14 protein-coding genes, 1 tRNA gene and 2 pseudogenes are annotated in these 13,352 nt (G+C 55.0%); 10 read left to right on the forward strand and 7 right to left on the reverse strand.

Annotation, left to right across the window (positions count from 1 at the left end):
- Nucleotides 1-54 precede the first annotated feature (54 nt).
- The 8 genes from ybgC to CAter10_RS15990 all read left to right on the forward strand — a co-directional run bounded on the left by ybgC (nt 55) and on the right by CAter10_RS15990 (nt 5,610).
- Entirely contained in the window at nt 55-525 is a 471-nt protein-coding gene (gene ybgC, locus CAter10_RS15955; RefSeq protein ID WP_061534183.1) for a tol-pal system-associated acyl-CoA thioesterase, read from the forward strand.
- Between the two features lie 233 nt (nt 526-758).
- Nucleotides 759-1,457, forward strand: coding sequence for a protein TolQ (gene tolQ, locus CAter10_RS15960; RefSeq protein WP_061534184.1), 699 nt, complete (start codon nt 759-761; stop codon nt 1,455-1,457).
- Nucleotides 1,457-1,888, forward strand: coding sequence for an ExbD/TolR family protein (locus CAter10_RS15965; protein ID WP_061534185.1), 432 nt, complete (start codon nt 1,457-1,459; stop codon nt 1,886-1,888). The genes tolQ and CAter10_RS15965 overlap by 1 nt, the downstream gene beginning before the upstream one ends.
- 10 nt (nt 1,889-1,898) lie before the next feature.
- Entirely contained in the window at nt 1,899-2,837 is a 939-nt protein-coding gene (tolA, locus tag CAter10_RS15970; RefSeq protein WP_061534186.1) for a cell envelope integrity protein TolA, read from the forward strand.
- A gap of 3 nt (nt 2,838-2,840) precedes the next feature.
- Nucleotides 2,841-4,124 carry a Tol-Pal system beta propeller repeat protein TolB gene (gene tolB, locus CAter10_RS15975; protein WP_128083101.1) on the forward strand — a complete coding sequence of 428 codons (1,284 nt, stop codon included), beginning with the start codon at nt 2,841-2,843 and terminating at the stop codon, nt 4,122-4,124.
- A 50-nt stretch (nt 4,125-4,174) separates the two neighbouring features.
- The gene (pal, locus tag CAter10_RS15980) at nt 4,175-4,693 is read left to right on the forward strand and encodes a peptidoglycan-associated lipoprotein Pal (protein WP_061534187.1); all 519 of its coding nucleotides are present in this window, start codon (nt 4,175-4,177) and stop codon (nt 4,691-4,693) included.
- A gap of 5 nt (nt 4,694-4,698) precedes the next feature.
- A complete protein-coding gene (ybgF, locus tag CAter10_RS15985; RefSeq protein WP_061535399.1) occupies nt 4,699-5,445 on the forward strand; it encodes a tol-pal system protein YbgF in 747 nt (248 codons plus the stop codon).
- Nucleotides 5,446-5,534: 89 nt separating this feature from the next.
- Nucleotides 5,535-5,610: transfer RNA gene (locus CAter10_RS15990), tRNA-Lys, on the forward strand.
- A 211-nt stretch (nt 5,611-5,821) separates the two neighbouring features.
- Here CAter10_RS15990 and CAter10_RS15995 read toward each other — a convergent pair.
- On the reverse strand, nt 5,822-6,622 hold the full coding sequence (locus tag CAter10_RS15995) for an FkbM family methyltransferase (protein ID WP_231879005.1): 801 nt from the start codon (nt 6,620-6,622) through the stop codon (nt 5,822-5,824).
- A gap of 417 nt (nt 6,623-7,039) precedes the next feature.
- On the opposite strand from CAter10_RS15995, the gene CAter10_RS16000 reads away from it, so the two are divergent.
- Nucleotides 7,040-7,897: an FkbM family methyltransferase gene (locus CAter10_RS16000; RefSeq protein WP_061534189.1), complete on the forward strand. Its 858-nt coding sequence runs from the start codon at nt 7,040-7,042 to the stop codon at nt 7,895-7,897.
- A 9-nt stretch (nt 7,898-7,906) separates the two neighbouring features.
- Here the strand turns inward: CAter10_RS16000 and CAter10_RS22555 are convergent, their stop codons facing one another.
- From CAter10_RS22555 to CAter10_RS16010, 3 genes are all read right to left on the reverse strand, one after another.
- Complete coding sequence (locus CAter10_RS22555; RefSeq protein WP_164840461.1) at nt 7,907-8,101, reverse strand: hypothetical protein; 195 nt, start codon at nt 8,099-8,101, stop codon at nt 7,907-7,909.
- The gene (locus CAter10_RS16005; protein ID WP_061534190.1) at nt 8,071-8,730 is read right to left on the reverse strand and encodes a glycosyltransferase family 2 protein; all 660 of its coding nucleotides are present in this window, start codon (nt 8,728-8,730) and stop codon (nt 8,071-8,073) included. Before CAter10_RS16005 ends, CAter10_RS22555 begins: the two co-directional genes overlap by 31 nt.
- Before the next feature lie 125 nt (nt 8,731-8,855).
- The gene (locus CAter10_RS16010) at nt 8,856-9,386 is read right to left on the reverse strand and encodes a hypothetical protein (protein ID WP_164840394.1); all 531 of its coding nucleotides are present in this window, start codon (nt 9,384-9,386) and stop codon (nt 8,856-8,858) included.
- 549 nt (nt 9,387-9,935) lie between these two features.
- On the opposite strand from CAter10_RS16010, the pseudogene CAter10_RS16015 reads away from it, so the two are divergent.
- Nucleotides 9,936-10,636: pseudogene (locus tag CAter10_RS16015) on the forward strand (pirin family protein).
- Between the two features lie 43 nt (nt 10,637-10,679).
- Here CAter10_RS16015 and CAter10_RS16020 read toward each other — a convergent pair.
- From CAter10_RS16020 to CAter10_RS16030, 3 genes and pseudogenes are all read right to left on the reverse strand, one after another.
- A complete protein-coding gene (locus tag CAter10_RS16020) occupies nt 10,680-11,603 on the reverse strand; it encodes a LysR substrate-binding domain-containing protein (RefSeq protein ID WP_061534192.1) in 924 nt (307 codons plus the stop codon).
- A 33-nt stretch (nt 11,604-11,636) separates the two neighbouring features.
- Nucleotides 11,637-12,559: pseudogene (locus CAter10_RS16025) on the reverse strand (rhodanese-like domain-containing protein).
- 77 nt (nt 12,560-12,636) lie between these two features.
- The gene (locus CAter10_RS16030; RefSeq protein WP_061535400.1) at nt 12,637-13,341 is read right to left on the reverse strand and encodes a YoaK family protein; all 705 of its coding nucleotides are present in this window, start codon (nt 13,339-13,341) and stop codon (nt 12,637-12,639) included.
- Nucleotides 13,342-13,352 lie beyond the last annotated feature (11 nt).

The following is a 13,352-nucleotide window of genomic DNA, read 5'->3' on the forward strand; positions in this document are numbered from 1 at the left end:
GCCTCATCCAATAGATGCCTCGCCACCACCGAATTACCAAGAAACAACGAATTGATGAGCCTGACCACCACCGCCCCGCCCGCCAACTTCAACTGGCGCATCCGTGTGTACTATGAAGATACCGATACCGGCGGCGTCGTGTTCTACGCCAATTACCTGAAATTTTTTGAGCGCGCCCGCACCGAGTGGCTGCGCGCGGCGGGAGTCGGCCAGCGCGCACTGGAGCAGACCGACGGCGTCATTTTCATTGTAAAAAGCACCAGCGTCGATTACAGTGCGCCGGCAAAGCTCGATGACCTGCTCGACATCACGGTCGTCATCGAACGCCTGAGCCGGGTTTCGGTCGATTTTGTGCAGCAGGCCTGGCGCCTGGATGACAACAATCAGCCGACATTGCTGACTACGGGCCGAATAACAGTCGTTTGCGTTGATGCAAAGAAATTTCGACCAACTGCAATTCCGCAACAAGTGCTGGAGAAAATAAGGCCATCAGTCAACGACGTTGGGCTGCCCGCCAACCTATAAATCCTCCCTTGTGGACGTATTTTCAACAAGACAACTACGCAGAACTATCGAGATACTGAACCTTCGGAGTCTTAAGGGAGTCTTAAGCATCGTTGTGTAGACTTGTGACAAAGCAACTGTGCTTACCGAAATTTCCGACAGCAATCGCAAAATTTGCAGTACCCACTTTAGATTACAATTCATCGTTTAAGTCCTTCACTTAAACCTAAGACCATTCCTCAAGACCGCTATCCATGACTGTCACCCAAGATCTTTCGTTTATCACACTTATCACCAATGCTTCCGTATTAGTACAGTTGGTCATGGCGCTGCTGCTGGCAGTTTCCCTGATGAGCTGGACTTATATCTTTCGCAAGATGTTTGCGATCCGCAGCGCCCGTATCCAGACCGAAGAATTCGAACGCGCATTCTGGTCCGGCGGCAACCTGACTACGCTGTATCAGGACGCCACATCGAATCGCCGCAAAGCGGGTCAGACCGGTGCGCTGGAGCGCATCTTCGAAGCCGGCATGGATGAGTTCAACAAGGTCAAGGCATCGCTCGGCAACAAGGCCGGCAACGATTCCGTCGCGCTGCTCGATGGCGCGCGGCGCGCCATGCGTGCTGCTTACCAGCGTGAAATGGATCGCCTGGAATCGCATCTGGCGTTTCTCGCCTCGGTCGGTTCGGTCTCCCCTTACGTCGGCCTGTTCGGTACTGTATGGGGCATCATGAACGCGTTCCGCGGCCTGGCTAACGTTCAGCAAGCGACGCTGGCGGCGGTAGCGCCCGGCATCGCCGAAGCCCTGATCGCTACGGCGATCGGCCTGTTTGCCGCAATTCCAGCGGTGGTTGCCTACAACCGCTTCTCACATGATGTCGATCGCCTCGCCATCCGCTTCGAAAGCTTCATCGAAGAATTCTCCAACATCTTGCAACGTCAGGCGCGCTAATGTCCGGCTCTTCCATGCGCGGGGGCCGTCCCCGCAAATTCAAGGCGGAAATCAATGTCGTGCCGTATATCGACGTGATGATGGTGCTGCTGGTGATTTTCATGGTGTCGGCGCCGTTGACCAACCCGAGCGTCATCAATTTACCGAATGCGGCGAAATCGGCGACCCCGCCGACTGAATACATCGAGATCACCTTGAAGCCGGATCAGCAAACCAGCGTGCGCATCAACGGCCAGAAGAGCGGCACCAGCGTGGCCGAAACCGTGCCGCGTAACGGCCTGAAGCGCAAGCTGCAAGCCCTGCACGCCGACAAGCCCGACATGCCGGTGATGATTTCCGCCGATAAGGACATCAAGTACGACGAAGTGATCCAGGTCATTTCGGAAGCCAAGATGCTTGGCATCAACCGCGTCGGACTGGCGACAAAGTGACGATCAGGTTATGACAGGCAACTCCCCGTATTCCGTACCAAAAGAACCCGGCAGCATACGCGCCATCATACTGGCCGCTGCGGTGCATGCCGCCTTGTTTGCATTCCTGTGGTTCGGCATTCACTGGCAGAGCCAGCAACCGATCGCCGTCGAAGCTGAAGTCTGGAGTCCGGACATCAAGGAAGCTGCACCACAGGCGCCGGAACCAACCCCGGTGCCGCAGCCTACGCCCGAACCCAAGCCTGAACCGGTCGTGCAGGAAACCGCGCCGCCGAAAGTGGTGACGCCACCTTTGCCCGATCCGGAAATTGCGCTGGAGAAGGAAAAAAAGCGCAAAGAGCAGGAGCGTAAGGAACAAGCACGCCAGGAAGAGCTTGAAAAACAACAGAAATTGCAAAAACAGCAAGCCGAACAAGAGCAAAAGGACAAGCTGAAAGCTGAAGCCGAGCAAAAAGCTGCCAAGGAGAAGGCTGCCGCTCAGGAAAAACAGAAACAGGAAGCCGCCAAGAAGCTTGAAGCCGATGCCGCCAAGAAGAAACAGGCTGCCGCCGACGCTGCTGCCGAGAACAAGCGCCACAATGACGAATTGAAACGCATGATGGGTCAGGCAGTCGGCAGCGGTGCAGCCAACAGCACCGGGACTGCTGCCCAATCGCAAGGGCCGCGCGGCGATCCTGGCTATGGGCAAAAGGTGGGCGCCAAGATCAAATCGAACATTAACTTTAATGTTCCCGATGGCCTGCCAGGAAACCCGGCAGTGGAATTTGATGTCCAACTGCTCCCGGACGGTTCGGTAGCAAGCGTGCGTCTCAGAAAATCCTCCGGCGTTCCCGGCTTTGACGAGGCGGTGAAGCGAGCGATCGAGAGATCGGCTCCTTATCCAAAAGATAGCAAATTGGGTGTAGTACCACCTAGTTTCATCGGAATCCATAAACCGAAAGATCAGTAAGCCATGAAAAACAAATTGCTTCACCTACTCGCGGTCATAGGACTGACGGTTACCACATTCGTAGCATCCTCCCCTGCCAATGCGCAGTTGCGGATTGAGACCTCCGGCGTCGGCGCTACGCAAATCCCGATCGCCATTGCCGGATTCAGTAACGAAAACCTGGCGCCGCAACAGATTACAGACATCATCAAGACTGATCTTTCGCGCAGCGGCATGTTCAAGATTATTGATACCGGCGATGTCATCTCCGAAGCCGCCCAAGTCAATCTGGGCGACTGGAAGGCGCGTGGCGCGGACGCCTTGGTGATCGGCAGCGTGCAACGTCTGGCTGACGGCCGCTTCGACGTGCGCTATCGCCTGCTGGATACGGTCAAGTCGGCACAACTGTCGGCCCTGGCCATGGCGGCGGCACCGCAATACACCCGCGTCACCGCTCACAAGATCGCCGACGATATCTATGAAAAACTGGTCGGCGGACGCGGCGCGTTTGCCACCCGCATTGCCTACATCATCAAGTCCGGCAAGGAATACCGCCTGGAAGTAGCCGATTCCGACGGCGAAGGTACGCAAGTGGCCTTGCGCTCCAACGAACCAATCATCTCGCCGGCCTGGTCACCGGACGGCACCAAAGTTGCCTACGTGTCGTTTGAAGCCAAGAAACCAGTGGTGTATGTGCAGAACCTGATCACCAAGCAGCGCATCGTGGTAGCCAACTACAAGGGCAGCAATTCGGCGCCTTCGTGGTCGCCAGACGGCACCAAGCTGGCGATCGCGCTGGCCCGTGACGGCCTGACTCAAGTCTATATGGTCAATGCCGATGGCGGTGGCCTGCGACGCCTGACCAATACCAATGGCATCGACACCGAGCCGCAATTCTCGGCTGACGGCCAGTCCATCTACTTCACCAGCGACCGCAGCGGCGGCCCGCAAATCTACAAGATGAGCGCCAACGGCGGCGAAGCCCAGCGCGTGACATTCGGCGGCAGCTACAACATCAGCCCGCGGATTTCCCCAGACGGCAAGACATTGGCGTATATTTCGCAGCGCGGCGGCCGTTTCCAACTCTATGCACTGGACCTGAGCAACGGCCAGGAACAGCGTTTGTCGGATACCGTCAAGGATGAATCGCCGAGTTTTTCGCCGAACGGCAAATACATTATGTACGCGACAGAATCAGGTCGCAGGGGCTCGCTGGCAGTCGTCTCAGTTGACGGCCGCGTAAAACAGCGTTTAACTATGCAAGCAGGCGATATACGTGAGCCTACTTGGGGTCCTTTCATGAAATAATCACGCAGTAATTTTGAATCGACGTTCGTTTCCCACTTTGGAGAATAAAAATGCTAAATATCAAAAACTTCGCCCTTATCCTTGCTAGCGCCATTTTGCTGGCCGCCTGCTCATCCCCAGTCAAACTGGATGACAAGGCACCAGTCGTAGAAAGCGGCGCCAACACCGGTGCTGATGCACGCTCAGTCAACACAGTTGACGCCGGCTCCAGCGATCCGCTGAACCAGCCAGGCGGCATCCTCTCCAAACGCAGCATTTACTTTGACTTTGACAGCTACATCGTCAAGGATGAATTCAAATCCGTGGTCGAAGCACACGCTCAGTACCTGAACAGCCACAAGAACCGCAAGATCATCATCCAAGGTAATACCGATGACCGCGGTGGCCGTGAATACAACCTGGCACTGGGACAAAAACGTGCAGAAGCCGTACGCAAAGCACTGGTATTGCTGGGCGTTTCCGATACCCAGGTAGAAGCAGTTTCGCTGGGCAAAGAAAAGCCTAAGGCGCTCGGCAATGACGAAGCTTCCTACGCTGAAAACCGCCGTTCCGATATCGTTTATCAATAACAATGATGCAGACGTTCTTCAAAGCCACAATGACTGCGGCCTTCCTGGCCGCAGTTTCCTTCGCCCCGGCGGCTCACGCCGGGTTGTTTGACGACGATGAAGCACGTCGTGCGATATTGGATATCCGCAGCAAGATCGATGCGGTCAATGCGCGGGTGGACACCAAGGCGGACAAGACCAGTTCATTGACCTTGTCCGACCAGAACGAGCACCTGAACCAGGAAATCGCCAAGCTGCGCGGACAGATCGAAGTGCTGACCAACGAGCTGGCCAATACTCAGCAGCGCCAGAAGGATTTCTATGTTGACCTGGATACCCGCCTGCGCAAGCTGGAGCCGCAAAAGATCAGCGTCGACGGTCAGGAAGTCAGCGTTGGCGCGAATGATCAGAAAGCCTACGATGCAGCGCTGGCGACATTCAAATCCGGCGACTACAAAACTGCAGCATCGGCATTTTCTAGTTTCATACGTTCCAGTCCCGACTCGGGCCTGGTGCCATCGGCACAATATTGGCTCGGTAACGCGTATTACGCTCAGCGCGACTACAAGAATGCAATTGCGGCCCAACAGGTTGTCGTCAGCAAATATGCCGACAACCCGAAGGCCGCCGATGCACTCCTGAATATCTCCAGCAGCTATACCGAACTGAAGAACAAACCGGCATCCAAGAAGGCATTGGAACAATTGCTCGCGCAATATCCCAACACGCCTGCGGCGCAAACCGCAAAGGAGCGCTTGAGCTCGCTCAAGTAGCTGCCAAATAAAATTTGGCTGTTTTAGAAAATAAAAGTGCATATGGGTTTGACACCTCATATGCACTTTGTCTATAATAGCGGTCTTTCGGGTCGTTAGCTCAGCTGGTAGAGCAGCGGACTTTTAATCCGTTGGTCGCAGGTTCGAATCCCGCACGGCCTACCACGAATAAAAGCAGTAGAAACAAGCGCCTAGCCCAACTCAATCGAGTTGGGCTTTTTGCTTTTCTGGCCTAGCTGCACAATACCTTTTTCCCATGGGGCGCTCATGCATTTGCCAATGCTGGCACGCAAACCCCTCACGCTTCAGCGTCGGAAGCCATTCCACTCAATGATGCGGATGATTCCACATACGAAGATCACCTCGCGTCGCCCACTTATTTCAGATACTGGAAACTCACCTGTTTCCATGCCTGCGGATCATTGCAGTATCCGGCACTTCCGTCGACAACAGCCGTCAACCCGGTCACGCTCGCCTTTTCATTCGGCACGCACAGCATATCGAACGACCACAGCCCGGCGAAATCATTCTGCTGGTTGCCCTTGAAATTCTGCTCGTTGAACAGTGGCGTAATGACATGCCAAAGGGAATAATCCAGATCGCGGAAATAGTCTGCCAAGACTGAAATAATATTGCCGGTATACGGATTCACATATTCAACGTGACATACGGGCCGATGGCGCAAAATCGTTTCTCTCGCACCTTGCAGGACTTCCAGTTCGAATCCTTCAACATCGGCCTTGAGAAAGTCCACGCGCGGGAGTTCGAATGAATCTATCGCCCTGACAGCGATCCGTTCCATCTGGTGGTAGGAGATATGAAAAGATACCGCGCCAAAATTATTCGGCAGCGAAGGATCAATCACAGGGAACTGCGCTTCGCCATTTTCACGACCTACGGCCATATGGTGCGTAAGCACATTCGTCAGGCTATTCAGCGCAACATTCGCGCACAGCAATTGGAATGCATGCCTTTGCGGTTCAAATGCATGGACGCACCCGCTCGCGCCAGCTGCTCTTGCAAGTGCAACGGTATGAGAGCCGATGTTTGCGCCTGCCTCAATGACTACATCTCCCGGCCTGATAATCTGATTGAACAGAAAAACCTCAGCCTCTGACCATTCACCATAGGCACGTAGACTTTTCCCGACAAATTCATCGTTGACATTGACCAGCATTGCACCGTGTCGGCAAGTCGTTAACTCATTTAGATTTGTTATCATTTTTTATATTATTTTCGTTTTTACGAATCTTGAAGTTCCAAATCGGCAACATGCTGCAATATTAGCAAATCATGCAACGCTTGTGAAACACCGCTGCAAGCATGTCCGATGAAACAGCAATCAGGTTCCGATAATAACCGCCCAGCAATAGCGTCGACGTTGCCGATACGTGCCTATGTTCTACGGTTATACTCGTCCACCAGAGGGCGCGAAAACCCGTGGTGGACGATGCAACGCTGAAGTTGCAGCGTACAACAAATTTTTCGCGGTCTCCGCAGTCGGAGATTCAAAATAACAACAACCATGCCTGGACCTGGCGTCAGACAACTTCAGCGCCTGAACTCAGAGCCTCATGCCGCCGAAAGGATTTTCATGCCAACAGACATCTACACGCTCGTAGCTGCCCGTCACGGCCGGTTTTTCATCAATCGCAACGACACTTACATTGGCCGTAGCCTGCAGCACTATGGCGAATGGTCCGAGCCTGAGATCGCGCTGTTCGAACAGATTGTGCGACCAGGCGATCATGTCGTGGAGGCCGGTGCAAATATCGGCTCGCATACGGTGTGGCTTTCCAAGCGTGTCGGCGAACAGGGCATGGTTCAAGCCTATGAACCGGCCCGGCATACTTTTCAATTACTTTGCGCCAATCTGGTCGCTAACGGATGCCTGAATGTGGCCGCTTTACAACAAGCAATCTCGGCCGAAGCCGGCATATTGGATTTTCCATTGCTGGATCCTCGGCAAAGCTGGAATTTCGGTGGCGCTTCAATGAAGAAAGAGTGGACCCAACAGAAAGAACGGGTTGTTGCCACCACGCTGGACGCACAATCGCTGGAACGACTCGATTTCATCAAAGCCGATGTAGAAGGATTCGAACTGGAATTGCTCGCAGGCGCCCACAGGACTATTGAACGCCAACGCCCGGTCGTCTATATAGAAATCAACACCGCTGAGATTCGCGACCAGGCCGTCGCCTTCTTCGAACCGCTCGGCTATACCTGCTGGTACTACGTGACGCCGATGTTCTCGCCCGACAACTGGCTCGGCAATGCCGACGATATCTTCAACGATTATTCCTTCGACATGCTGTGCGTACCGGCAGATCGTTTCGGGGTCACAGGCATGTCACGTGCCGGCGTCAACGATAACGTAATAAGTTATGCGCCGACACTGATCAAGTGGGCCACGCCTACCTGGGAGCAAGCGCGCGTGCTGCGCACCGCCTGAGAATACGTTCTAGGCCCGCTGCTCAGGTACGAAAAAGGTCGACAGTTCACGCGCCAGCGCCTCAACTTCTTCCTGCGGCATCGTCTTGATGTCTCGCACTGACTGGCCGCTTTCGGTCGCATTGAATGCATCGGCCAATTTGTTGCGCGAATTCGAATCATGGTGCAAATGAATCAGCGGCACGCCGAACGAGTGCCAGCGCACACCCAGACGCGTCGCACGCCGCAGCAATTCGTCGTCCTCGCCACCCACCCTTCCAGTCGTGCGTTATAGCCACCCACTCGAATGTATTCCTGGCGCTTGAATAGCACCACACCACCGTTGGCGGTAGCGTATATCTCGTTGGCATCGGCTGGTAATTCCGGCGCTGTGACCGACGCAAAGATGGCCCGATCCGGGGTTTCCATGAACGCTTGCTTCAACGCTCCTGTCACGTTGATGACATTCCAGTAGGGGCACAACGCATCACTGGCATTCCCGTCAAGCAGTGCATCGACACATCCGCGCAAGGTGTCGGGCTGGGCAATCGAATCCGCATCATGAAAACAGATCACGGGACTGCGAGCCAATCGAACACCGGTGTTATAGAGCATCGATTTGGGAAAAGGCCCGTTGTGATGGATGAATACGTGCCGGATTTTCGGATCGCGCAAGCGATGCCAATCGAAGCTCGGCGCATCCGCCGCCTCCATCAACCACAGCCGGTAGTCGGTATAAGTGCGTGCAAGATGCGCCAGCACAGCATACAGATTCTCGCGCCGCTCTTCGGTTGCTTCCCGATACGACACGATGATATCGATATCCCTTAATGAAATTGAGCTTGTTTCAGACATGATCGATGTTGCGCCTAATGGAATAATGAGAAATGCCCGAAACAGGACTTATACAAAAAGCATCCTGTATTTTATATGATGACGTGGAGGTGATGAATCATGTTTTCATCCCAAGCACCGCAACGTCACCATTTACAGCCAGAGTCGGTGATTGCATCTTTGAGCAACAATGGAATTGCCAGAAGGCCGAGCTGGGCGTGCTCGGTTCGGCAGTCGCTTCGCCTGGCGCTGGCTACCTTGTCGGAGATTTTTTCACTTTCCGTTAATTGCCGATCGGAGCCAGGCAATTGTCTAGGCGCCGTCTCGTGCGCTATCGCGCGTGCTGAGCTCTTCAGCGCATCTAGATTCAATGTGCCTACGGGCGTCTGCTCCCTACCGCCCTGCTCAATGCCGTTCGACGACTGGCTTCCGGGCGACGCATGACTGATTTCCGGTATCGCACTCTCGTTGCTTTCCCGATTTTCCTTGCTGCCTCGGTCTCTACGATATGTGTACGCAACGGCGTCGCGCTTGTTTGCTGGCGATTTCTGCGATGTCGCTCGCTGCCGATCGGCCGTCGGCGGCGCTTGGATCAACATGAGTAATTGTCCTGGCAGCTGCTGTTCAAGGTCGGTTGAAACGGGTCGATCAATGTGGCTCAGAATGCCTGCGATCAAAAGGAAATGTATCGACGCAACCGCCAACCATGTTGCGTACCTGGGCATCGAAAAATTGGAAGCTGAGTAGCGCAATCGTTTTTTGCCTTCAATAGATGAAAGTGGACCGCCTGCTGCGCCATCATCGTCATGGCCTGGAGGCTTTTATCCTCAATGCGGTTCAAGCGTCCTGATTTTACCCGGGAATGGGCTAGCCGCACCTATCCGCCAAACCTTTCCATCCGGAGTAGTGTCGACACCACTCGACGCAGGGAACGAAGGCTTTGAAAGTGGCGCATTCCAAGCCATCTACAGTTTTTCGAATTTTATCTCGCACCTCCTTAAAAATATCAAAAAAAATCTTCAAAAAACTCTTTAAAACTCCCAAAAACCAACACAGAAGCCATTTAGCAGATCATCGATAAATTCGAACATACAAGGGTATTTTTTCCGTTTTTCTTTTACTTTGGCAGAGTGCATACTGCATCCAGTTGATTCAACACGGCATCCATCGCGGCCTTTCCTCCAGTGGAAAAATGGCGGTGCCTGCAGTAACTGACGGAGAAAATCATGCTTCAAATTCGCAAAGGCAACGAACGTGGCGTCGCCGATCATGGCTGGCTCAATTCGCACCATACTTTTTCGTTTGGCCACTATTTCGACGCGCAACATACCGGCTTCGGCCCGCTGCTGGTAATCAACGAGGATCGCGTGCAGCCAGCCCAAGGCTTTGGCACACATGGCCATAGCGACATGGAGATCATTTCCTATGTGCTGGACGGCGCGCTGGAACACAAGGACAGCATGGGCACCGGTTCCGTGCTGCATTACGGCGACGTGCAAAGGATGAGCGCTGGTACCGGCGTACGCCACAGCGAGTTCAATCACTCGTCGACAACGCCGGTGCACTTCCTGCAGATCTGGATCCAGCCGAACGTCAAAGGCATTCCGCCGAGCTATGAGGAAAAGCACTTCACGCCCGAACAGAAACAGGGCAGTTACGCCTGATCGCTTCGGCAGATGGTCGTGACAACTCGGTGTTGATTCATCAGGACGCGTCGATCTATGCCGCCATCCTGAACGGCGACCAGCCGTTACAACATACACTGGCGCCTGGACGCAACGCTTACGTGCACCTGATCCGCGGTCGTCTGCGCGTCAATGGCGTTGACTTGAAAGGCGGCGATGCGCTGAAGGTGACGGCTGAAAACCTGGTCACTCTGGACCAGTCCGACGCTGCAGAAGTATTGTTGTTCGACCTGCCGTATTGATATGAGCAGACCGGCCGGAAGCATTGCGCTTTCCGGCTCTTTTTTAGCTGGCGCCGGGCACGTGCTGGATCAGGCGCGCCATCACATCGGGCTGGCGCATCCGGTCCATCCACCACGCCAGAGCGGCCCCCTCTTCACCGCTGCGCCAGGCCAGCGAAAACGTTTCATCCGGTTTGGGCTCCTCCACCTCCTTGACAATCAGGTCGCCAGAAGCGATCGCTGCGCGTGCACAAGGCTCAGGCAGGAAACCGAAACCGATGCCCGCCAGCTGCAACGCATATTTGCTGCGCATATCGGGAACCGTCAAGGTGTCTTGCCCAAACAGCAGGCCAACCGTACGTGACGCCATCTTGCGCGCCGAATCGCCCACGCTGATGGCGCGATGCGGCAGCAATTCGGCCTTGCCCAACACCTTATTCACCTTGGCCAGCGGGTGCGTCGGCGCCACGACAAACACGAAAGAAATCGTTCCCATCGGCTCGGTATTGTAGCCGCCGCCAGCGGGCCCTTGGCCCGGCGCCGCAATCAGCAAATCGACCCGTCGATCCAGCAATGCCTCCCAGGTACCTGCCAAGGATTCGCGGGCGATGCGCAAGCGGGTTTTGTCGGCAACGGCACAGAAAGCAGCGATATCCGTTTCCAGAGCATTGATAGAAAACAAGGAGTCGATACAGACCGTGATTTCCGTCTCCCAGCCTGAAGCGACACGACGCACGCGGTGCTCCAGGTCTTCCGCCGCCTTCAGCAGGTAGCGCCCTTCCTTCAGCAACTCGGCGCCGGCGCGAGTGAGTACCACTTTCGGTCCTTGCCGTTCGAATACCTGCACACCCAGGTCCTGCTCCAGCTTGGAAACAGTATAGGAAATCGTCGAGGGCACCCGATGCAATTCGGTGCCGGCGGCGGAAAACGATCCGCGCCGGTCGATAGCGTCAAGTATGAGCAACGCATCGAGACTGATTCTGAACATGGGAATTCCCGCTAAAGAATGGACGAAACAGAGCTAGGCGTCGATCGAGTAACCGGCAGCAATCCATGCGTCAATGCCGCCGGACAGCGGCCGTACTTTCTTGTAGCCCTTGAGCATCAGCTGTTTGGCTACCAATGCCGCCGATGCTTCGTTCGGACAGGCGCAATAGACGATGACTTCCTGATCCACTGGCGCATCCAGCACGAAACTGTGGATCTCCTGATGCGAAATGGTCAGTGCACCGGGGATGCGTCCGGCTTGCTGCGAAGCTGGTGAGCGCACATCGACGATGGCTGGCCGTATACCCTGTTGCAACAAGTCGTTCAGCTCCCCGACCGAAATGCGCGCCATGCGCAACGATAAACGGAAGCGGCGCCGCTGCCACCATTTGCTGGCGACAAATACCGCGAAGGCAACGCCGATCAGGATCATGCCGTATTGCCCAAGCTGGGTCAGCACGTTCAGCAAGTCGTCGATGGTGGTGCTGAACAGCGAACCGAGATATATCCAAGGCCAGCCCACAAGGCAGCGCCGATGCCGTCATAGATGACGAAGGTCATGCGTTTGGTGCGCACGGTGCCAGCAAGTGCGCTGGCGATGGAGGCAAAGCCGGGAATGAATTTGGCCAGCAGCAACGAACGCGCGCCCCAGCGGGAGTAGATCGACTCGGTCTGGCGCACGCAGGAATCGGGCGACAGTGAAATGCGGCAGAGTGTCGAGAGCACCCTGCGACCGTAACGCCGGCCGGCCAGATACCAGGCGAAGTCGGCAATCAGCGCCGCGACCACTGCCGTCAGCAGCAATACCGGCGCCGAATATTCGCCGCGGTGCATCAGCGCGCCGGTAATCACCAGTGTCGGATAAGCTGGCACCGGCGCACCCAGCTGTTCCGCAAGCACATTAAAAAATACGATGACCAATCCATATTGTTCAATCAAATGAAACAGATAGGTCATCGCTTTCGTCGCCTCATATTCATGTCAGAAATTGCCAAATAGGCAATATTGAAATGCGGTATCGCATGCCCACAACATTATAAAGTTGATGGCACTATCCTTTCGCTCTTTTCTGCAAGATATTCCCCAATGCAGAGCCAGGCCAGGATCGCCGACGGCAACAACAACCCTAGGAACATTAGCTCCCGATAAGCAAAGGCTCCGGCAACTGCGCCGGCGCCAAACGCTACGACGGGCCAGAAAAATTTGATGCAGCGCTTGCGAACGTCATCGTCGGCAACGCCGCGCAACACATCGACAAAATCGATCACCAATTGGGTGACGTTGCCGGTCATGACCGTGGTCGGCGTCAAATGCTGCATGGTCAATCGGCTGTTGGCATTCTGCACGCCCATGCTGGCCGCGCCGAACATACCGGCCAGCAAAGCCAGCGGCGCGTCCGTATCGTTGACCGGTTCAATCATGTAGCCGAAGCCCATGAAACCCAGTAGAAGCACCAGTTGCAATAGCAAGAGATAAGGCAGCGGTGACTTGCCGGCCCGCTCAAGCCAGACCACTGCCATCCGCGTCAGCGCCACGGCGAATATGAAGGCCGGGAATGCCATGAACTTGATCAGCACGCCATGCGACGGATTAGCCAGCTCGCGACCAATCAACACGAAGTTGCCGGTGACGTGCGCTGTGAACAAACCGAAGAGTGCGATAAAACCCACGGTGTCGACATATCCGGCGAGAAAACTCAGTGCGATCGTCTGGTGCGTCCTGCGATTGATTGACTGCATCATCCTCTCCC

This window comes from Collimonas arenae, assembly GCF_001584165.1.
Lineage (GTDB): Bacteria > Pseudomonadota > Gammaproteobacteria > Burkholderiales > Burkholderiaceae_D > Collimonas > Collimonas arenae.